This is a genomic window from Mesorhizobium sp. M4B.F.Ca.ET.214.01.1.1 (assembly GCF_004791545.1).
Taxonomy (GTDB): Bacteria; Pseudomonadota; Alphaproteobacteria; order Rhizobiales; family Rhizobiaceae; genus Mesorhizobium; species Mesorhizobium abyssinicae.
The window spans coordinates 12,977-33,407 of record NZ_SRUX01000002.1 but is presented as its reverse complement, the minus strand read 5'-3'; the positions used below and the strand labels follow the sequence as shown (position 1 = coordinate 33,407).

Annotated in this window: 23 protein-coding genes; 10 read left to right on the top strand and 13 right to left on the bottom strand. The window is 65.1% G+C overall.

Translation table 11 applies throughout. From position 1 onward, the window contains the following. Positions 1–57 precede the first annotated feature (57 nt). The 3 genes from EN857_RS03280 to EN857_RS03270 all read left to right on the top strand — a co-directional run bounded on the left by EN857_RS03280 (position 58) and on the right by EN857_RS03270 (position 1,552). A complete protein-coding gene (locus tag EN857_RS03280) occupies positions 58–621 on the top strand; it encodes a GNAT family N-acetyltransferase (protein ID WP_127393510.1) in 564 nt (187 codons plus the stop codon). 82 nt (positions 622–703) lie between these two features. Beyond that, complete coding sequence (locus EN857_RS03275; RefSeq protein ID WP_127286119.1) at positions 704–1,240, top strand: GNAT family N-acetyltransferase; 537 nt, start codon at positions 704–706, stop codon at positions 1,238–1,240. Positions 1,241–1,255: 15 nt separating this feature from the next. Further along, a complete protein-coding gene (locus EN857_RS03270) occupies positions 1,256–1,552 on the top strand; it encodes a DUF1330 domain-containing protein (RefSeq protein WP_127286120.1) in 297 nt (98 codons plus the stop codon). Between the two features lie 71 nt (positions 1,553–1,623). Here EN857_RS03270 and EN857_RS03265 read toward each other — a convergent pair whose 3' ends face one another. Continuing rightward, entirely contained in the window at positions 1,624–2,259 is a 636-nt protein-coding gene (locus EN857_RS03265) for an ankyrin repeat domain-containing protein (RefSeq protein WP_127311002.1), read from the bottom strand. Between the two features lie 154 nt (positions 2,260–2,413). Then, complete coding sequence (locus tag EN857_RS03260; RefSeq protein WP_127286122.1) at positions 2,414–3,622, bottom strand: MFS transporter; 1,209 nt, start codon at positions 3,620–3,622, stop codon at positions 2,414–2,416. 292 nt (positions 3,623–3,914) lie between these two features. Here EN857_RS03260 and EN857_RS03255 point away from each other — a divergent pair, with 292 nt between their 5' ends. Continuing rightward, entirely contained in the window at positions 3,915–4,334 is a 420-nt protein-coding gene (locus EN857_RS03255) for a VOC family protein (RefSeq protein WP_127311003.1), read from the top strand. An 11-nt stretch (positions 4,335–4,345) separates the two neighbouring features. On the opposite strand, the gene EN857_RS03250 is transcribed toward EN857_RS03255, so the two are convergent. Beyond that, complete coding sequence (locus tag EN857_RS03250; RefSeq protein ID WP_128346505.1) at positions 4,346–5,239, bottom strand: LysR substrate-binding domain-containing protein; 894 nt, start codon at positions 5,237–5,239, stop codon at positions 4,346–4,348. Between the two features lie 122 nt (positions 5,240–5,361). Between EN857_RS03250 and EN857_RS03245 the strand changes: the two genes are divergently transcribed. Then, a complete protein-coding gene (locus EN857_RS03245) occupies positions 5,362–6,066 on the top strand; it encodes an SDR family oxidoreductase (RefSeq protein ID WP_127394110.1) in 705 nt (234 codons plus the stop codon). A 70-nt stretch (positions 6,067–6,136) separates the two neighbouring features. On the opposite strand, the gene EN857_RS03240 is transcribed toward EN857_RS03245, so the two are convergent. The 8 genes from EN857_RS03240 to EN857_RS03205 all read right to left on the bottom strand — a co-directional run bounded on the left by EN857_RS03240 (position 6,137) and on the right by EN857_RS03205 (position 13,833). After that, positions 6,137–7,030, bottom strand: coding sequence for a carbohydrate ABC transporter permease (locus EN857_RS03240; protein ID WP_127285796.1), 894 nt, complete (start codon positions 7,028–7,030; stop codon positions 6,137–6,139). Position 7,031: 1 nt separating this feature from the next. After that, complete coding sequence (locus EN857_RS03235) at positions 7,032–7,970, bottom strand: sugar ABC transporter permease (protein WP_128275417.1); 939 nt, start codon at positions 7,968–7,970, stop codon at positions 7,032–7,034. Between the two features lie 100 nt (positions 7,971–8,070). Continuing rightward, complete coding sequence (locus EN857_RS03230) at positions 8,071–9,396, bottom strand: ABC transporter substrate-binding protein (protein ID WP_127285798.1); 1,326 nt, start codon at positions 9,394–9,396, stop codon at positions 8,071–8,073. A 38-nt stretch (positions 9,397–9,434) separates the two neighbouring features. Further along, entirely contained in the window at positions 9,435–10,517 is a 1,083-nt protein-coding gene (ugpC, locus tag EN857_RS03225; protein ID WP_127285799.1) for a sn-glycerol-3-phosphate ABC transporter ATP-binding protein UgpC, read from the bottom strand. A 428-nt stretch (positions 10,518–10,945) separates the two neighbouring features. Beyond that, a complete protein-coding gene (locus EN857_RS03220) occupies positions 10,946–11,551 on the bottom strand; it encodes a DUF922 domain-containing protein (protein ID WP_135857982.1) in 606 nt (201 codons plus the stop codon). Positions 11,552–11,623: 72 nt separating this feature from the next. Next, positions 11,624–13,156 carry a winged helix-turn-helix domain-containing protein gene (locus EN857_RS03215; protein WP_127392368.1) on the bottom strand — a complete coding sequence of 511 codons (1,533 nt, stop codon included), beginning with the start codon at positions 13,154–13,156 and terminating at the stop codon, positions 11,624–11,626. A 64-nt stretch (positions 13,157–13,220) separates the two neighbouring features. Further along, positions 13,221–13,463: a hypothetical protein gene (locus EN857_RS03210; protein WP_127285802.1), complete on the bottom strand. Its 243-nt coding sequence runs from the start codon at positions 13,461–13,463 to the stop codon at positions 13,221–13,223. A 148-nt stretch (positions 13,464–13,611) separates the two neighbouring features. Next, positions 13,612–13,833: a hypothetical protein gene (locus EN857_RS03205; RefSeq protein WP_127392369.1), complete on the bottom strand. Its 222-nt coding sequence runs from the start codon at positions 13,831–13,833 to the stop codon at positions 13,612–13,614. Positions 13,834–14,074: 241 nt separating this feature from the next. Here EN857_RS03205 and EN857_RS35460 point away from each other — a divergent pair, with 241 nt between their 5' ends. The 5 genes from EN857_RS35460 (at position 14,075) to EN857_RS03185 (ending at position 17,922) form a co-directional block, all read left to right on the top strand. After that, positions 14,075–14,788 (top strand): LuxR C-terminal-related transcriptional regulator, encoded by a 714-nt coding sequence (locus EN857_RS35460; protein ID WP_245511264.1) that lies wholly within the window; start codon positions 14,075–14,077, stop codon positions 14,786–14,788. Next, positions 14,703–15,521, top strand: a complete 819-nt coding sequence (locus EN857_RS35455; protein WP_245511263.1) for a tetratricopeptide repeat protein — start codon at positions 14,703–14,705, stop codon at positions 15,519–15,521. The genes EN857_RS35460 and EN857_RS35455 overlap by 86 nt, the downstream gene beginning before the upstream one ends. Positions 15,522–15,607: 86 nt before the next feature. Beyond that, on the top strand, positions 15,608–16,708 hold the full coding sequence (locus tag EN857_RS03195) for an NAD(P)/FAD-dependent oxidoreductase (RefSeq protein WP_127287142.1): 1,101 nt from the start codon (positions 15,608–15,610) through the stop codon (positions 16,706–16,708). 211 nt (positions 16,709–16,919) lie between these two features. After that, on the top strand, positions 16,920–17,549 hold the full coding sequence (locus EN857_RS03190; RefSeq protein WP_127287141.1) for a glutathione S-transferase family protein: 630 nt from the start codon (positions 16,920–16,922) through the stop codon (positions 17,547–17,549). Positions 17,550–17,679: 130 nt separating this feature from the next. Continuing rightward, positions 17,680–17,922, top strand: coding sequence for a hypothetical protein (locus tag EN857_RS03185; RefSeq protein WP_127310050.1), 243 nt, complete (start codon positions 17,680–17,682; stop codon positions 17,920–17,922). A 30-nt stretch (positions 17,923–17,952) separates the two neighbouring features. Here EN857_RS03185 and EN857_RS03180 read toward each other — a convergent pair whose 3' ends face one another. Together EN857_RS03180 and EN857_RS03175 are read right to left on the bottom strand one after the other, a co-directional pair. Then, the gene (locus tag EN857_RS03180) at positions 17,953–19,227 is read right to left on the bottom strand and encodes a D-tagatose-bisphosphate aldolase, class II, non-catalytic subunit (protein ID WP_127392373.1); all 1,275 of its coding nucleotides are present in this window, start codon (positions 19,225–19,227) and stop codon (positions 17,953–17,955) included. Further along, positions 19,227–20,207: a sugar kinase gene (locus tag EN857_RS03175; RefSeq protein ID WP_128346699.1), complete on the bottom strand. Its 981-nt coding sequence runs from the start codon at positions 20,205–20,207 to the stop codon at positions 19,227–19,229. Before EN857_RS03175 ends, EN857_RS03180 begins: the two co-directional genes overlap by 1 nt. Positions 20,208–20,431 lie beyond the last annotated feature (224 nt).

Below are 20,431 nucleotides of genomic sequence, written 5' to 3'. Positions count from 1 at the left end.
TTCCGGAACTGAGGCGCGAACCTTCAAAACGGCTATCGCTGGCTTTGAGGAACCACGATGAGCTTCAGCGTAAAACCCCTCGACGAAACAACCTGGCCGGAGTTCGCCGCGCTGGTCGAGCGCCACAATGGCGTTTGGGGCGGCTGCTGGTGCATGGCCTTCCATGCCAAGGGCAACGGCGCCGGCGGCAACCGCGCCGCCAAGCAGGCAAGGGTCCGGGACGGAAGCACGCATGCCGCGCTTGTTTTCGACGGCGCGGCCTGCGTCGGCTGGTGCCAGTTCGGGCCGACCGACGAATTGCCGCGCATCAAGCACCGGCGCGCCTATGAGGAAGGGCTGAAGGTCCTTCCCGACTGGCGCATCACCTGCTTCTTCATCGACAAGGCGCGTCGCGGCGAAGGCGTGGCCGCCGCCGCGCTGGCAGGTGCGCTCGGCGAAATCGCCCGCCTCGGCGGCGGAACGGTGGAAAGCTATCCCGAGGACGCGCAAGGCCGGAAGGTCGCCGGCGCCTTCCTGCACAACGGCACGCTGGCGATGTTCGAGAAGAAGGGCTTTCGCCGCGCTCGTCAGATCGGCAAGCACCGCTGGGTGGTGGCGACAACGGTGGCGCCAGGCGCTTGAAAGCCTTGGATGCCGGCCCTTTGATATGAGTATGCACTAATATAAATTACGACCCCTCAATGACACTTTGGCATTCCCGCAAATGTCTGGCCAGGAGTTACAGTACCGGACAGCCACGCGCGACGACATCGCGGCGATTTCGGCGCTGATGGCGCTGGCGATCGGCGAGCTGCAAAAACCCTTCCTGAATGATGCCCAGATCGAATCCAGCCGCGCCATCATGGGCCTGGACACGCAGCTTATCGACGACGGAACCTATTTTGTCGTCACATGCGGAGGAGCGCTGGCGGGCTGCGGCGGCTGGAGCCGGCGCGCCACGCTTTATGGCGGCGACAGGACGCCGGGGCGCAGCGCGGCATTGCTCGATCCCGCCACCGACGCGGCGCGAGTCAGGGCGATGTACACGCATCCCGATTTCGTGCGGCGCGGCGTCGGCCGCCTCATCCTTTCGCTCTGCGAAAATGCGGCGAGGGCAGAGGGCTTTCGCCGTGTCGAGCTCGGCGCGACGATGGCCGGGGAGCCGCTCTACCGGGCCTGCGGCTACCAGCCGGGCGAGACGATCCACGACGATCGCGGCGGCGCGCCGGTGCCGATCCTGATGATGTGGAAGACGATTTGAGAAGGAGGGACTGGAATGGCTGCCTATCTCATTGCCGATGTCGACGTCACCGACGCCGCCATGTTCGATGAATACCGGCGCGAGGTTCCGGCGACGGAAGCGCGTCATGGCGGGCGGTATCTGGCGCGCGGCGGCTTGACCCGGGTGCTGGAGGGCGACTGGGAGCCGCACCGTCTGGTCATCATCGAATTCCCCGACATGGCGGCGCTGACCGCCTGGTACGACTCGCCTGAGTACGAGCGGCTGAAGCAGATCCGCTTCCGCTGCGCCAACACGCGCATCATCGCGACCGAGGGCGTGCCGCCGGCCTGACGCCTGCCACCGAACAGTGCACGGCGGGTTCGTCCTGCGTCAGGACATGTGGATCGCGGTCGGTCCTGCGCTCACTTGCCCTCGAAGAAGGTGTGGATCGCGGCGTCCAATGTCTCGATGAGTTGGGCGTTGCGGGTGCTGCCGGCCCAGATCAATGCGTTGAGCCGCATGTCCTTGTTGAGGAAGTTCACTTTCCTGGATTCCAGCAGATACTCGGCGACCTCGTAGTGGCGTCCCTTGATGGCCTCGATGAGCGCGCTGTTTCGCCCCGTCTTGTCGGCCAGATTGACGTCCGCGCCATGCCCCACGAGCAGCTTGACGACATCGAGATGCCCGTTCCTTGCCGCCTCGATCAGCGCCGTCCTGCCATAGTAGTCGGCGCGGGCATTGATATCGATCCGAGGATGTCCCGCCAGCGCCAGGATGCAGTCGTAGTGACCCTTGGCTGCGGCCAGGCTGAGCGGCGTGCTCTTCCACTTGTTCCGGGAATTGACGTCGATTTCCGGCTGCGCGATCAAGGCTTCGAGCACTGCGAGGCGGGCATTGTGGGCGGCAAGGTGCAGCGCCGACCAGCCGCCTTCGTCGCTCTGGTTGATGTCCGCACCGGCGGAAAGCTCCGCGCGCACGGCCTCCGCGTCGCCTTTTTCCGCCGCGACCAGCAGGGTGGACCAACTCCTGGCGTCTTCGGCTTCCAAGCTTGCGGTCACTGCAATGTCTCCCGGACCATGGGATCGTGCCGACATTCATCGGATGCGGCGTCTCTTGCGGAGCCTTTCACACTCGCAGGCGTCCGGCAAATGGATTTCGCGCCACCGGTCGGCGGTTCCGTGAAGAATGGAACCGCCGACTGTCTTTTGATGCTTACGCCATTTGCAGCCGCTGCCGGCTCGGTTGCGGCGGGAAGGCAATCGCGATGCCTGCGGCGCCCAGCCCGACCAGCGCCGAGCCGATGAACAGCCAGGAATAGCTGGCATAGGCGTCATAGATCATGCCGCCGGCCAGAGGCCCGAACGCCATGCCGAGGCTGGACAGCATGGTGGCGGCGCCGAACACGGTGCCGATGATGCGCGGCCCGAAATATTCGCGCGCCAGCACCGCGTAGAGAGGCATGACGCCGCCATAGGTGGCGCCGAAGATGACGGCCAGCACATAGAACTGTTCGAGCCGGCTGACCGCGAGATAGGCCGAGATCACCGCGGCCTGGATGAGGAGCCCGGTGATCAGCACCGGCTTGACGCCGAGCCGGTCGCCGAGCACGCCGTAGAGCAGGCGCCCGCCGAGGCCGGCGAGGCCCTCGACGCTGTAGATCGAGACGGCGGCCATCGGCGCCACGCCGCAGGCCATGGCATAGCTCACCATGTGGAAGATGGGGCCGGAATGCGCCGCGCAGCAGGCGAAGAAGGTCATGCCGAGCACCAGGAATTGCGGCGAACGCAGCGCCTGGCCGACGCTCATGCCGGGATCGTCGGTGGCGGGTGCCGGCGCGCCATCGGTTGCCGCGACCGCCGCCGGCGGCTGTCGCACCAGAAAGGCGACGGGCAGCAGCAGCACCCAAGCCATGACACCGATGTCGAACATGGCCGCACGCCAGTCATAGGCGGTGATCAGCCAGCGCGCGAAGGGCGAGATGGTCATCGGCGCCACGCCCATGCCGGCCGATACCAGCGACACGGCGAGGCTGCGGTTGGTGTCGAACCAGGCGGTGGTGAGCGCGATCATCGGCGCGAAGAAGGCACTGGCCGCGAGCCCGACGAGGACGCCATAGGTGAGCTGGAAGACGGTGAGCGAGCCGGTGCGGCTGGCCAGCACCAGCGCCAGCCCCAGAAGCAGCGCACCGGCGAAGACGACGGGGCGGGCGCCGACGCGATCGTAGATGGCGCCCCAGGCGAAGCCGCCGAGACCCATCACCAGAAAATTCAGCGTCATTGCGCTCGATATGCCGGCGCGCGACCAGCCGGTGTCGAGCGACATCGGCTCGAGAAAGATCGCCAGCGAAAACATCGCGCCGATGGCGACGCAAGTCATCAGCGCGCCAGCCGCGACGATGACCCAACGATAGGAAAGCTTCATGTTCTTCTCCCATGCCGGAAGCTAGAGTTTGTCGACACGGCGCGCCTTTTTCGAGCTTCGTCACGCCGCTTGCGTCCGAAGGACGTTGGCACTGGCAGCAATCCGACAATCCGGTTGCATTTTTTAATCAGATTTTTGGCACGGGTGATTTTTGCTGCCGCCTGAAAAGCTGCGTTGCTTCACACCTCCTCCGCCCCATCGTCTTCTCTAGTGTCAGTAGCATGCAATACCCGACATTGACCGGAGGTTGGTCCCTTCTAGATGATTGACCAGTCAAAACAGGAGGCTCTCCATGGAACTCTATCGCGGCCGGCTCATCGACCACATCCAGCTTGTGGTGCGCGACCTGAAGGCCAGCCGGCGCTTCTACGGCGCGGCGTTCGACGTGCTGGGCATCCCGGTCGGCGGCGAGGCCGAGGATTACTTCTGGGCCGATGAACTATTCGTCTCCAGCGTTGACAGCCGCGCCGCCCAGGGCGTGCTCACCGGCCGCCATCATCTCGCCTTCCAGGCCAAGGACCGCGCCATGGTCGTCGCCTGGTACAAGGCGGGACTTGCGGCCGGCGGCGAGGACAACGGCGCGCCCGGCGAGCGCCCTTACCACCCCGGCTACTACGCTGCCTTCCTGCTCGACCCCGACGGCAACAACATCGAGGCGGTGTTCCATGGCGAGGCGAAGCGGAGTGCGGCGGCGGTGGAGATCAGCTTTTAGGGCACGGAGCTTCAGCCCGCGTCGCTCGCATCCAGCAGCCATTGCCGGACGGCTTGCGTCGGTTCGGGATGCCGCTGCCTGCGCGGCATGACGACGTGGAAATCCTGGGTGCCGCGCATGTCTCCCTGGACCGGCTGCGCCAGCCGTCCGGCGGCAAGGTCGGCGGCGACCAGGAAGCGGCTGGCAAGCGCGATGCCCTGGCCGGCGATCGCCGCGTCGATCGCCAGCGCCGTCTGGTTGAAGCGCATGCGCTTGACCTCCTTCGCCATCTTCAGGCCGAGCGCCTTTTCCATGAATTCCGGCCACAGATTGTGCCCGTCATGCAGCAGGACATGCTGCTGGATGTCCGCCGCGGCGATTTCGCCGGCGCCGGGCGGCAAAAGGGCAGGGCTGCAGACGGCGATGATTTGCTGCGGGAACAGGAGGTCGACGACGAGGCCGGGGCCGAAGGGAGGACGGCCCTGCCGCACCGCGATGTCGACGCCGTCGGCCTGGAAGCTCGACAGGCTTTCGGTGGCGAGGATGCGCAGGTCTACCAGCGGATTGTGCGCGACGAACTCCGGCAGCTTCGGGATCAGCCATTTGGTGGCGAAGCTCGGCGTCACGCTGATCGTCAGGCGCGCCGGTTCCGGCCGTAGCAGCACCGTCGCCTCCGAGATCAGCTCGAAGGCGCGGCGGATGTTGGGCACATAGGTGCGGCCCTCGTCGGTGAGCGCCAGGCCGCGCGGCAGCCGCTCGAACAGTTTCGCGCCGAGGCTGGCCTCCAGCCCTCGGATGTGCTGCGCCACCGCGCCCTGCGTCACGTTGAGCTCATGCGCGGCGAGGCGGAAGTTGAGATGCCGCGCCGACGCCTCGAAGGCGCGCAGCGCATTGAGCGGTGGCAAGCGCAGGAAGGCTTCGGGCATCGAGTAGTTTTTCTACAGTCCGATTTAAGGCTTTCTGGTTCGAACCAGCAGCGAAAGTCGAATATAACACGTTGTGATCAATGGTGGTACGGGCCGAAAACCAATCCGGAAAGGAAGATGCGATGAGTGTAGAAAAAGTGGCAGTCGTCGTTGCCGGCGGCAGCGGCATGGGCGCGGCGGCGGCAAAGCGCCTGGCCGCCGACGGCTTCAAGGTTGCGATCCTGTCGTCGTCCGGCAAGGGTGAGGCGCTGGCCAGCGAGCTCGGCGGTCTCGGCGTCACCGGATCCAACCAGTCGAATGAGGATCTGCAGCGTCTCGCCGACCTGACGCTCGAGCGCTTCGGCCGCATCGACGTTTTGGTCAACAGCGGCGGCCACGGGCCGCGCGCGCCGATCCTCGAGATCACCGACGAGCAGTGGCACACCGGCCTCGACGTCTACCTGATGAACGTCATCCGGCCGGTGCGCATCGTGACGCCCCACATGGTCAGGCAGAAGGCCGGGGCCATCATCAACATCTCGACGGCATGGGTGGTCGAGCCGAGCCCTATGTTCCCGACCTCGGCGGTGTTCAGGGCCGGCCTTGCCGCCTACACCAAGATCTTTGCCAACACCTATGCCGCCGACAATGTGCGCATGAACAACGTGCTGCCGGGCTGGATCGACAGCCTGCCCGCCACCGAGGAGCGGCGCGACAGCGTGCCGATGCAGCGCTACGGCACCAGCGACGAGATCGCAGCCACCATCGCCTTCCTCGCCTCCGATGGCGCCGGCTACATCACCGGCCAGAACATCCGCGTCGACGGCGGCATCATACGGGCGATCTGACGCCTGTCGGCCGCGGCCATGCGGCCGGCTTGCCGCCGTGCATTTGGCGGCAAGCCGCTCGCGGTCGGCGTCATTCCTTCACCGCCCCGGTCATCGAGGAAACGTAGTGCTCGACAAAGAACGAGTAGAGCACCACGACCGGCAGCGAGCCGATCAGCGCGCCCGCCATCAGCGCCCCCCATTCGTAGACGTCAGAGCGCACAAGCTCGGTCAGCACGCCGACCGGCACGGTCTTGTTCTCCGACGATTGGATGAACGTCAGGGCGTAGATGAACTCGTTCCATGACAGGGTGAATGCGAATATGCCGGCGGAAATCAGGCCCGGCACCGACAGCGGCAGCACGATCTTGGTGAGGATCTGCAGCCGGGTCGCTCCGTCTATGAGCGCGCATTCCTCCAACTCGAAGGGGATGGAGCGGAAATAGCCCATCAGCAGCCAGGTGCAGAACGGGATCAGGAACGTCGGGTAGGTGAGGATCAGCGCGAACGGCGTGTCGTAGAGCCCGAGGTTGAACACCATCACCGACAGCGGAATGAACAGGATCGAGGGCGGCACCAAATAGGCGAGGAAGACGGCGAGACCGACCTGCCGCGCTCCCGAAAACCTCAGCCGTTCGATCGCATAGGCTGCCAGCACCGCCGCCAGCAGCGACAGGAACGTGGCGGCGGTGGAGATGATGACCGTGTTGAGCAGCCAACCGGGATAGGACGTCTCGAAGAGAAGATAGCGGATGTGCTGCAACGTTGGATGCACGACCCAGAACGGATTGAAGTTGGCGTAATCGGTCATCTCGACATTGGGCTTAACCGCCGTGATCGTCATCCAGTAGAACGGAAACAGCAGCACGATGATGAACACCAGCAATGGCAGATAGACCGTCACCACGCGGCGCGGCAGGCTTTGCAGGTAGCCCATGCCGCCTTCATCGGTTTCCGGACGTTTCGGTCTCTTGATCGCGGCCATTTCAGTCTCCGCCGCCTTGCTGCCACTTGCGGCGTTGCAGGCCGAAATAGCTGAACAGGATCGCCGCCAGCAGGAAGGGGATCATGGCAACCGCGATAGCGGCGCCCTCGCCAAGCTGGCCACCTGAAATGCCGCGCTGGAAGGACAGCGTCGCCATCAGGTGGGTGGCGTTGACCGGTCCGCCGCGGGTCAACACATAGATCAGCTGGAAATCGGTGAAGGTGAACAGTACTGAAAAGGTCATGGTGATGGCAATGATCGGCGTCAGCAGCGGCAGTGTCACATGGCGGAACAATTGCCAGCGGCTGGCGCCGTCGAGCGTGGCGGCCTCGTAAAGCGATTGGGGGATCGTCTGCAGGCCGGCAAGCAGGGTGATGGCGACGAAAGGAATGCCGCGCCAGACATTGGCGGCGATGACCGAGGCGCGCGCGTTTGTCGGGTCGCCGAGGAAGTTGATGCGATGGTCGATCAGGCCCATCTGCTGCAGCGCCCAGGACAGGATCGAGAACTGCGAATCGTAGATCCACCAGAAGGCGATCGCCGACAGCACCGTCGGCACCACCCAGGGCAGCAGCACCACGGCGCGGAAGAACGATTTGAAGGGAAGGTTCTCGTTTAGGATGAGCGCCAGCCAGAGGCCGAGCATGAACTTCAGGATCGAAGCGCTGATCGTGTAGAGCAGGGTGTTGAAGACGGAGAGCCAGAAGACGCTGTCGCTCCAAAGGTATTGATAGTTCTCGATGCCGATGAAGATGCCGGGGCGGCCGATACGGGCATCGGTGAAGCCGAGCCAGACGCCCAGCCCGAGCGGATAGGTCAGAAACACCAACAGCAGCACCGCCGCCGGCAACATGAAGCCGAAGCCAAGCGCGTTGCGGCTTTCGCTCAGGCGCGACAGGATCGAAGAACGCTGCTCAACGGCAACGGACGGCACGGCCATGCGGTGGCTCCTCATCAGATATGATTGCGTGGCGGCCAGGGCGGCCGCCGCGCGGTTGCGCACCCTCACCGGGCAGCGCAGCTGCCCGGCCGGGCGATGATCAAACCCGGTAGTAGCGGTTGGCGCGCTTCTCCGCCTCTTCCATCGCCTCCTGCGGCGTGGCCTGGCCGGTCACCGCCTTGGCGAACATGTCGACCAGCACGTAGTCTGCCATGGTCGCGGCCGAGGCGTAGCCGAGCGGCCCGGCATAGCCGTTGGGACGCAGCGTCGCCGAGGCCTTCGCGTAGGCGGCGTTGTTCGGATCGGCCTTCCACACGGGATTGTTGTCGAAGGCTTTCAGCGTCTGGCAGCAGTAGCCCGCGGAGGAGGTGATCCAGTCCGACATCTGCGGATCCTCGAACATGAACTGCAGATAGGCTTTGGCTGCGTTGGGGTAGGGCGTGTAGTCGAAGATGACGGCCGTGGTCACCTGGAACAGCTCGACCGACTTTCCGACCGGGCCGATCGGCAGGTTGGTCGTGCGGATGTCCTTGGCGATTTCGTCCAGTTTGGGATCCTTGTCCTTGTTGATCTTGGCAGTGTTGTAGGCGGAAATGCCGTTGGCGATGACGCTCACTTCGCCGGCCAGGAAGGCACGATTGTTGTTGACGTCGAGCCAGCTCTCGGTCCCCGGAATGAAGGTCTTGTAGAGCTGCTGCGCGTAGTCGATCGCCTTCAGCGTCTCCGGGCTGTTGATCGCGACCTTGCCGCTCTCGTCGACCATCTGGCCACCATGGCTCCAGAGCAGCCAGTGCGCGTAGTTGTTGCCGTCGCCGACGCCGTGGCCGTGCGTGAAGCCGGCCGGATGTCCCTTCGCCTGTAGGGCCTTGCAAAGCTCGAGGAAGCCCGCCGTGTCCTTGGGAAATTCCGCGAATCCGGCCTCCTTCACCCAGCTTTCGCGGTAGACGATGGCATTGCCGATGGTGGCGAGCGGCAGACCGAGGAATTTGCCTTCCCGGGTCGCGTACTGCTTCGGTCCGTCATACCAGCCGCCATATTTCGAGCCCAGATACTCACCCAGCTCGGTCACGTCGTGCAGCTTGTCGGGGTATTGATGCGGGTCGTCGAACCAGACGAACATCAGGTCGGGACCGGAACCGACATTGGCGGCGACCGCCGCCTTGGGACGGATGTCTTCCCAGCTTTCCTTGTCGACGCGAACCTCGACGCCCGTCGCCTCGGTGAACCGCTTGGTGTTGGCCAGCCACTGGTCCTCATCGCCCTGCACGAAGGGCGACCAGCGCAGCAGCCTGAGCTTCGCGCCGTCCTCCGGCTTGTATTTCAGGCCTTCCTGGGCCAGGGCGGGAGAGCCGACGAACCGGCTTCCCAAGGCTCCCGCCGCCACGCCGGCGGTCGTGCGGATCACGTCACGTCTGGTGAATTTCATGGTGGTCTCCTCCTGTCAGTTTCCTCGCTCAGTCGTTCTTACGGCCTGGTGCCCATCTCGAACCGCTTTCCGGTTTCGCCGTGAAAGAGATGGATGAGGCCGGGCTCGGCCGAGAGCCGGATGGTTTCACCTGGCGTAAAGGAATGGCGCTCCCGGAAGTTCGCGACGATCTCCTCGCCGCCTTCTGTCCGGCCGATGAGCTGCACCTCCGAGCCGGTCGGCTCGACCACCGCGACAGTGACCGGAATCCCCGCCTCGGACAGCCTCAGGTGCTCGGGCCGTATTCCCAGCACCACCGGTTCGCCATTGCTGATCGACGGCGTCGCCGCCAAAGGCACGGAAATCTCGCCTGCGCCGCGAAAGGATGGCGAGCCATCGGTCGCAATCCCGCCCTTGAGCAGGTTCATGGCGGGCGAGCCGATGAAGGAGGCGACGAAGAGATTGTTTGGCCGGTCGTAGAGTTCCAGCGGTGGCCCGATCTGCTCGACGAGGCCGTCATGCATGACGACGATCTTGTCGGCCATGGTCATCGCCTCGATCTGGTCGTGTGTGACATAGACCGTCGTGGTCTTTAGCCGCTGGTGCAGCTCCTTGATCTCGGCACGCATCTGCACCCGGAGCTTGGCGTCGAGGTTTGAGAGCGGTTCGTCGAACAGGAAGACGGCCGGATTGCGCACGATCGCCCGGCCCATGGCGACGCGCTGGCGCTGGCCGCCTGAAAGCTGGCGCGGATAGCGCGACAGCAAGGGCACCAGCCCAAGGATCTCGGCCGCGCGCCGGACGCCGGCTTCGCTTTCTGCCTTGGAGACACCTTTTAGCATCAGCGAGAACGCCATGTTCTCGGCAACCGTCATATGTGGGTAGAGCGCGTAGTTCTGGAACACCATGGCGACGTCGCGCTCCTTTGGCGCGACGTTGTTGACGACACGCTCGCCGATCGCGATCTCGCCGCGCGAGATCTTTTCCAGGCCGGCGATCATCCTGAGAAGGGTGGATTTTCCGCAGCCGGATGGCCCCACCAGGGTGACGAATTCACCGTCCTCTATGTCCACGCTGACGCCGTGAAGGATCTCGACGCTTCCGAATGACTTGTAGACATCGGCAATCGCGACAGACGCCATCGAAATCCTCCCGGCTGGGTCCTGCGACGTCCGCAAGACTCCATGTTCTTTCTGACATGGTGCTGAAGCGGATCCCGTCAAAACGGCGGGAACCTCAATCCACCACACCAGCCGGCGACAGCTACCAAGGCTCCCCCCTTGGTCACGCGACTGGGCAAACGGTAGCGCTACCAACCCTGCGTGTAAAGCGGCGGTGGGAAGCAGATCTGCCTAAGCGCTCAGGGTAAATGAACGTAGATAGGCCTTAGACGGAGGTCCACGCATAGCTGTGCTATTCCAGCGTGTATCGATCTACTGGTAAGCTCGCCGGGGTTATATAAGCCAATGCTTGAATGGCGCCGCATTCCTCGAATCACGAATCTACCAATTTTCTCGCCAGGGTGGAGATCGTCATCGCAAATGTTCGGATGTCCTTGCCCGAGCTGGGCTCATTCCCCATTCACAAACGCCAGCACCAGCCTCTGCAGATTGCCGCCCGACCCGAATTCGACGCGGTCGAAGTCGCGGCTGGCCTGGCGCTGCGTCTGCGAGAGTTCGGCCAGGCGCTGGGTGAGCTCGGTCCTGATCTTCTTGCAGCCGGGGTCGTCGGCGACGGTCAGTCCGACGCTGAGCGCTTCGATCTTTTGCACCATGTCGATGATCTGACCGCCATGCACCTTCTCATGCGCGGCGAGGCCTGCGGCGAAGCCGTCCCAGCGCTTCTGCAAGCCCGCCGGCAGCGGACCGGTCGGCTTCGGCAGCGTGTAGGTGATGATGAGCTTTGGCCGCGCCGATTTTAGCACGCAGGCGCCGCCCCCGGCCTTGTCGTCGTAGTCGCGCTGCCAGGTCAGCTTGAAATTGGTATGCGCGATGACGCGCTTCTTGCTCTCGCCAATGAGCGGGCCGTTTTCACCGACCGAAGCATAGAGCTCGGGCGCGGTCTGGCCGGAGATGGCGTAGGTCTCGACCTTTTCCACCGGCTTCCAGTCGCCGGCCCGCGCCGGTGCGGAGGGCAGCATGGCCGCGAGCAAAAGCAAAAGGATGGCTGGTTTCATGCGCCCCCGCGGACTTGGAGCCCGAGTCGGCGGGCGATCGCCTTCCATCATGCCCGTTGCGTGGCGGACTGGCTATGCCGGCGTGTTGTCCCAGCCGGCCCGTTCGAGACCGATCCGCAACCGTTCACAATCCTCGGCGCACTCCAAGCGCAGGTCTGCAAGGATTTCCGCCATGGTCAGGCCCGAATCCAGCGCGCGGCCTTCCCTGACGCAAGCCCTGGCTTTCTCGGTGTCGCCGTCGAGCGCGTGGCAAGCCGCCAGCCGCGCCCATTGCCAGACACTTTTGCGCGGCAGGGAGGAAAAGGAGGTTGCGGCCTCGCGGTAGCGTCCAGCAACGAACAAGGCTACGCCGCGGTCGAAATAATACCAGCTCGGATGCATCGGGTTGAGCTGAATGGCCTGGTCGAGCAGAGCCAGCCCGGCTTCGCCATCGCCGCGCAGCGCCTTGAAGTAGCCGGTCTGTGCGAGCGTGTCGGCATCGTAGGGGTTGAGGTCCAGCGCACGGGCAAGATGCTTTTCGGCGGCGTCGTACTCGTCGCAACCCCGGTAGAGCAGGGTAAGCGCCAGGATCCTGTGGCATCGCCCCTCGTCGGGGCTGAGCGCGATAGCATGCAGCGCCCGGTCGCGCGCCTGGTCGAGCACGGCGCGCGGCGCGCCGGAATAGCCTCCTATGATCAAATCGGCGAGCGCCAGGTAGGCATGCGCAAGGCCCGAATTCGGGTCCCGTTCGAGCGCCATGAGGAGATGCCTGCGCGCCTCCTCGTTCACGCCTTCGCCATAGCTGCGCAGCAGGGCCATGCCGCGCAGCAGGTGGAGATAGGCCTCGACATTTGACGCGGATGCGGGCTGGCTGCGGCGCATGACGGCGCTTTCAATATTGGCGACCAGCGCCATCGCGATCCGTTGTGCGACCGTTTTCTGGAAGGCGAAGATCTCGCCTTTGGCGAATGTGAAATTCTGTATCCAGACGCGACGTCCGGATATCGTCTCGGTGAGCACGACGCGAGCGCTGTAGCCATCCCCGGCGGATTCCACGCTGCCTTCCGCGATGTAGTCGGCGCCAAGCCGCAAGGCGGTCGCGTTGATATCCTCCGTCCAATGCTCAGCCAGCACGAAGGCCGAATGGCGAGCCAGCACCGCGACGGTCTTGAAGCACGACAGCGCGTTGGTGATTTCCTCGACCGCGCCGTCGAACAACACCCTGCCGGTGGTGTCGCCGGCCTCGACGCTGAACGGCAGGATGGCGACCATCGGTTCGGCCGCGCGTCCGGCTTGGGGCGCCATCTGCCCAGGCTGATCGTTGGCCCGGGTTTCCGCGACCTGGAACAGATAGCCGCGCCGGGGAACGGTACGGATCAGCGCCTGCGCTTCGTCGCCGATCGATTTGCGCGCGTCGCGAATGCACTGGGTGAGCGAATCCTCGGTGGCGATGATGCCTGGCCAGACAGCCTGCAACAATTCGTCCTTGCCCAGCACCCGGCCGGAATTGCGTATCAGGAACGCAAGAAGGTCGAAGGTCTTCGGCCGCACCGGCACGATCTCGCCGTCACGCCTGAGCGTGCCCAGTTCAAGATCGATAACCGCATTGCCGAACTGTTGCGACAAGCCCTTGCCCCATCGCCGCGCCCATTCGCGCGGCGACTATCGGAGAGGCAGAATGCCGGCAAGGTCAAGCCCGAAAGAAGCTCCCCGGAAAAACACTGTGCGGCAGGACGTGGCGAATTCGAGGCCATAGGCCCGGCCGTTTGGCGGACGGGGCTGGCGTCTCGCAAGGCGCCTGCCGTTCGAAATAGGCCAGCATCTCATTGGCTTCCCCACAGATGAGCCCGGCGACGCCCATCGACAGGATGCGCTGCGTTTCCTCCTGCGCCAGCATCGAGGACCAAAGCGCTCTTTCAGCCTTCTCACGCATGATCGATCTCCAGGGTCAGTGGTTCGCAGTCGCTAGGCCTGTATTGCTTCAACATTGCCCCAACGCGCGCTCGCCGTCCTGAACGGCTGCTGATATTTTGCTGAAATCGGCTTTCAGCGCCGCGGCCTGCGATCCCGGCTTTTCGTTGCTATTCGCTCGCCAGCGTGTCGAAGCGGGGACAGTGCGGGCGGGCGCCGACGGAGACGATCTCATAGCCGGCGGCGATCAATTGCAGCTTCATCTCATCGAAATGCCGCTTCGAGCCGCTGACGATCGCCTCCGGCGCGTAGTCCCAGCCATTGCGGGCGGCATTGGCCAGTATGTCGGCATAAAGCCGCATGCTGGCAATCTTGACGTCCGATTCCAGCATTTGCCTGCACCCGCTTGCGAATGACTGCGACGGGGAAGAAAAACCCACGATTGCGCATGCCAGTCCGATCGAAACACCTCGCATGAAAACCTCCCATGGTTACAGCCTGTTGCTGCAAGGAAGCTTGCACCTCCTGTGCCCGCGAGGGGATCGGCCAGATGCGGTGTTTTAGGTCCTGCATTTGTAGTATTTTGCCACGGCAGGCGTTGATGGCGCGTGCGCCCGCGGGCAAGGGATCTGCATGAACCACAACGCGACAGCGGCCACGTCTTCACCGTCCTCGCCGGCTCTATCCGAGCGCGAGCGCGCCGTGGCGGAAAAATTCGCGGCCGGGCTGACCTATCGCCAGATCGGCGAGGCGCTGTTCATCGCGCCGTCGACCGTGCGCACCCATCTTGCCGCGATCTACGAGAAGCTCGGCGTGCGCAACAAGGTGGCGCTTGCCGCGCACCTCAATGGCATTGCCAGCTTGCCGCCGGACAAGCCGTCGGCCTTGCCCGGCGCTTCGCCGGTGCTGGCGATATTCCCGATCGAGTGCCTGAGCGACGAAGAGCGCTGGCGCCGCTTCGCCAACGGCCTGTCGTCGGACATCACCGTCGACCTTGCGCGCTATGCGGACCTGCCGGTCATTGCCTTCCACACCATGAAATCGCTGGGCAGCAAGCCGGCCGATTTCGTGGCCGACGGCAAGGCGCTGGGCGCCGCCTATATCTTGTCGGGCCAACTGCGCGCCGACGACACCCGCATTCGGCTGACCATCGAGCTCGCCGATGCGAGGAACGGCGTCAGCCTTTGGAGCGAGCGCTACGACCGTCCGGTCGAGGACATCTTCGCGCTGTCAGGACAGCCTGACCGAAAGCGTCATCAATGTGCTCGCCGGCTGTTTCGGAGCGATCGCCACGATCGGGCGCAACGCGGTTCGCCGCAAGCCGCCGGCCAGCCTGCGCGCCTATGATCTCTATCTGCTTGGCGTCGAGCAGCACAACACCTTCAGCCGCGCCGGCAATGCGGAAGCGATCCGGCTGTTTTCACGTGCGCTGGAACTCGACCCGACGCTGGTCAGGGCCTGGACCGAGCTCGCCTACGCCTATTCGATCGAAGCCGGCAACTGCTTTGGCCGCGATCCGCAGGCATCGATCGAGAAATGGCGCGCGGCGGTCGAAAATGCGATCCGGCTCGATCCCTTCGACAGCAGCGCCTGCAACTGCTTCGGCGATCTCATGGGATGCCTCGGCGACCTCGATGCCGCGGAGCGTGACTACAAAAGGGCCTTCGAATGCGGCCCCAACCATGCCGACACGCTGGCGCTGCTTGCCGGCAGCAAGGCGCTGGTCGCAGGCGATCCGGCCGAGGCGATCCCGCTCATCGAGCGCGCCATGCGCCTCAATCCGCTCGCTCCGCCCTGGTATTTCGGCATGCACGGCCGCGTCCTGTTCTGCGCCGGCCGGCACCGGGAAGCCATCGCGGCCTTGCGCCGAACCACGCCGGACTCGCCCAATGTGCTGATGTTCCTGGCGCTCTCCCATGCGGCTTCGGGCGACAGCACCGAGGCGGCCGGATTCGTGGCGCGGCTCGCGGCCGAGTTCCCCGACTTTTCCGTCGAGGGTTTCATCTCGGGCTATCCCGTGACCAACCCGGGCGCCGTCAACGCCATTCGCGACGCGGCGAAGCTGGCGGGGCTGGGCTGAGGGGGAGAAGGGAAGCGCCGCACCCCACTTGTCCAGCCTGCACCTCCCGGCATAGCCTGCCATGACCTGGGAGGGGAGGAAACCGCTTGGATACCAATGTCGTGATCGTCGGCGCCGGGCCGGCCGGGCTTGCCGTCGGCGCTTGCCTGCGCCGGGCGGGGGTGGATTTCCTTATGCTTGAAAAGGCCTCGGAGGTGGCGCCGGCCTGGCGGCGGCACTACCGGCGGCTGCATCTGCATACGGTGAAGTCCTTCTCCTCGCTGCCCTTCGTGCCGTTCCCCAGCGACCATCCGCGCTATGTGCCGCGCGAGAAGGTGGTGGCCTATCTCGACGCCTATGCCGAACGTTTCGAGCTCAGGCCGCGCTTCGGCGTGACGGTCGACAGCATCCGCCGCGACAAGGACGGTTTCCGCGTCGAGACGGGATCCGACGCGCTGACGGCGCGCCATGTCGTCGTCGCCAGCGGCAACAATGCCGAGCCCATCGTCCCCAGCTTTCCCGGGATCGAGACCTTCAAGGGCAAGGTGCTGCACAGCGCCGACTATACCGAGGCGGCCCCTTTTTTCGGCAGGACGGTGCTGGTCATCGGCATGGGCAACACCGGCGCCGAGATCGCGCTCGACCTTGCCGAGAGTGGCGCCCACCCGACGCTCTCGGTGCGCAAGGGCGTGCACATCGTGCCGCGCCAGCTGTTCGGCGTGCCGATCCAGATGGTGGGCATCGCCACCCGGCCGATGCCGCAGGGCCTCAACGACCGCATGTTCCCAATCATCCTCGACCTGGCGCTGGGCAAGCTCGAGAAATACGGCATCGTCAGGCCGAAGGAAGGCATCCTGAAGCAGATCGACGCCGGCCGCATTCCGGTCATCGATGTCGGCACCGTGGCGGCGATCAAGGCCGGCCGGATCAAGGTGGCACCCGACGTCAAGCACTTCGGCGAGCGCGGCGCCACCTTCGTCGACGGCGGGCAGGAGGAATTCGACGCCGTCATCCTCGCCACCGGCTACCGCCCGGCCTACGACAACTTCCTGCCGGCGGAGCTCAGGCCGCAGAAGAGCGGCGTCAATGCCCGCTCCTCGGAACTCGGCCTCTACCTCGTCGGCTTCCACAATCCCGTCACCGGCCTGCTGCGCGAAATCGGCCTGGAAGCTATGGCCGTGGCCGCCGATATCGAGAAGCGGGGATGAGGGCGGCTTCCGACGACGAGGGGACAAACGACACTCATGCCGACCAGAGGATGGGACATGCTGCCTCAGATGCAGGAGCTCTTTGAGTTCTTCGGTCCGCACGTAGACATCGCCGGCGGCCGTTCAGAGCCGCTTCGGGGCCTAGCATAGATCGGGTGGACCATACCCCTGCGCTATGCGAAGCCGGTCCCGATTGCACGAAAGGACCACCATGCTCACGCTCTACGATTATCTGCCGTCGCAGAATGGCTGGAAGGTGAGGGTTCTGCTCGGCTTGCTCGGCATCGCCTACGAAACCCGCGTCGTCTCGATTTTCGAGGGCGAGAGCCACACGGAGGCTTTCCTCAAGCTCAACCCGGCCGGCGCCGTGCCGGTGCTCGCCGTTGAGAACGGGCAGGCGATCGCCGAGTCCAACGCGATCCTCGTCTGCGTCGCGGAGGGCACATCCTATCTGCCGGCAGACCGGCTTCTCCGCGCCAAGGTGATGCAATGGCTGTTCTTCGAGCAGTACTATGTCGAGCCGGTGATTGGCTCGCTGCGCTACTGGATCCTGACCGGGCGGCTCGAGCGCAACCAGGCGATGGTTTCGGGCAAGCGCGAAGCCGGCGCCCGTACGCTGGCGGCGCTGGAGCGCAGCCTCGTCGACGGAGCGTTCCTTGTCGGTGACACTCTCACCATTGCCGACATCGCCGTCTATGCCTACAGCCACCGCGCCGAGGATTGCGGCTTTAAGCTCGCGGACTATCCGTTCGTGACGGCGTGGATCGGCCGGGTGCGGGACGCGATCGGTCCCGACTATCCCGTCCATCCTTACAGCATCGATCCACATTCCGGCGCCTGACGCCCGCTCGCCGAGGATCGCGTTTCGAATCCGCGCCAAACCCGGCTCTGCCATTGCCTATCCGATTTCGCGCCCCAGATTCCGTCGCCAGGGCCGGGCCCTTCGGCGCCGGGCCGGCGCGGAGGTGACAATGACACGCGACGACATCATTTCAGTGCTGGGTCCGGTGGACGAGGCCGTCCTCGCCGACATCGCGCTGACCGGCGCCAGCCTTGGAGAACTGCGCGAGGCCTTCGCCTGGATCGGCGCCGACGAGGCGCTGGTCAATGAGGGTCGCCATTTGCCGGGCGCGCGGGTGGCGCGGCTGATCGAGATCCTCGAGCCGCCGGAGGAGGACGACGGGCCGCGGGCGCCGGCGGCGGGGTTTGAGTAGGGGCTGTCCCGCCGGCATCTCCGGTTTAGCTCACCCGCCCCGGCACGCCGCCTCGTAATCCGCCAGCACCGCATCGACCGCCGCGAGCAGGATGGCTTCGGGATCGCTCGCCGGCCCCAGGCCCGCCGGCAGCGTCGGCAGGAACTGCCGCATCAGCGTTTCTGGGATGTCGACGCCGGTAAGCACCTCGCGCAGGCGGCCGACGGCGACGCTGGCCGCGGGATTGCTCCAATAGTAGCGGATGCGATCGCTGTAGCTGTAGTGACGCTGCAGATAGAGGCTGGTCTCGCCGCCATGATAATGGCTGCGCCAATGGCCGGGCGCCGCCAGCATCACCCGCTCCATCGTGCGGGCAAGCGAGCGGTCGCCATAGCCGGGGACCATTTCAGCGGCGATCAGGTCGAGCCCGTAGAGCGCCTCGCGCAAGGCGAAGGTCAGGCCCGGGCCGACCTTGAGGATCGGAAAGCCGTTGGCGACCAGCGCCGCCAGTGCCGCGCGGCTCTGGTAGTCGGTGGAGTGCGCCTCGTAGACGAGCGACGGCTGTTCATCGAGCAGTGCGGTCAGCGCTTTCGATGCTTCCGGCTTGTAGGCGATGACGTTCTCGCTGCCGAACTCGACGCCCGGCTGCACGACCAAAGCGATGACGCGGCCGAACGCTTCACCGAGGCCTTCGCGCGCAAAAATCTCGCGATGGATTTCGATCGTGCGCCGCGCTGCCGCCGCTTCGGTTGGCTTCAGGTCGCTGAGCGCGTGATCGGCGCCGCCGGGGACGGGAACCTCGGTGCCGATGATGTAGAGCGGCAGCGCGCCGCCCTTGGCCCGAGCAGCCTTCTCTGCTGCCTTGGCGAGCCGGGCAGCCCGCGCCGCGATGGTCTCGTCGTCGAGGGCGGCGGGCTCGCCGGCGCAGCCCATCGAGGCGTCGAGATGGATCTTGCTGAAGCCGGCCCAGACATAGGCCGTGACCATGGCTTCGGCCTTGGCCATCGCCTGCGCCGCCGGCTCGGAGCGCCAGGGGTTCGGCCCGAGATGGTCGCCGCCGAAGATGATGCGCGAGGGCTGGAGCCCCTCGCGGCTGGCGATCTCCTGGACGAAGGCGACGAACAGGTCGGGCGTCATCCCGGTATAGCCGCCGAACTGGTTGACCTGGTTGCAGGTCGCCTCGATCAGCAGCATCGAATCCGTGTCGGCGACGGCGCGCCGGATCGCCGACTGGATCACCAGCGGATGCGCCGAGCAGATCGAGGTGATGCCGTAGGGCGATCCTCCCCGGCGCGCGGTGGCGAGGCCTGTCAGCGGATTGGTCATCATGTCGCTCGCGCCGTCCCGGCGATGAAGTCGTCAAGCACGTCGAAGCCGGCCAGGCCTTCCATCGGCCCGCGCCGCGTCACGTTGCGGGCGCCCGCGGCATTGGCATAGAACAGCGCCTTGGCCGGCTCCATCCCCTTGCGCCGGCAGGTGAGGTAGGTGGCGCCGAAACAGTCGCCGGCCCCGGTCGGGTCGACTTCCTCGACCAGGAAGCCGGCGCAGTCGATCCGGCTGCCGTCGGCGCCGAAACGGGTTGAGCCGGCGGCGCCGCGCTTCAGCACGATCTCGCCGACGCCTCTGGCGATCAGCGCCGCCACGGCCTCTTTCTCGTCGTTGACGCCGGCCGCGGCAAGCAGCTCGTCGCCGGAAGGCAGCAGAAGATCGGCGTCGTCGACAAGGGCGGAAAGCAGCGCCCCGTCGGCCCCGTCGATCAGCTCCTTGCGCACATTCGGGTCGAAGGAGGTCGAGCCGCCGCGGCCGCGCACCGCCTTCGCGGCATAGGCGACGATCTCCTTCAGCCCCGCTACCGACAGCGTCGAGCCCATCACGTGCAGATGGCCGGCATCGTCCGCCAGTCGTCGCGCCTCCGGTGTGAGGCGGATCTGCCCGGCGGCGGATTCGGCGATGTTGTAGACGAAGTCCCTGCCGCCGTCCGGCCTGTAGCGGACGAAGGCGCTTCCGGTCGGGAAGCGGTCGCTGACCGACACGGCCGAAATGTCGACGCCGTCACGCTTCAGCCGTTCCAGATTGATGGTGCCGAAATCGTCGCGGCCGACGCAGGCGACGATGCCGGCGCCGCCGCCGAGCTTCGCCACCTGGTCGATGAAGATAGCCGGCGCGCCGCTCGGATAGGGACCCATCAGCGCCAGCGGCTCGAGGAAGCCGAGGCCCTGCTCGGTCGCCATGATCTCGACCAGGATCTCGCCGGCGACAATTGTCGGCCCCGCGGCTTCGGCGGCGATCTCGCTTCGGCGGCTCATTCCTGCAATTTCCTTCTCTCCCTCAGCCTTGCCGGGCGCTGACCACGCCGCGCCCCGGCTGCACGATAGCGCCAGGCTGTAGCCGGGGTAAATCGCGGCGAAGGCGAAGTCAACAGAAACTACACGCATGTTCATTTATTTTAATGCGCGCGAAGCCTTATGTGTAACGCATTTCGATGAAAATTTTACCGTCAGGCGAGGGCGGGGCGTCGAAAATCAACGCG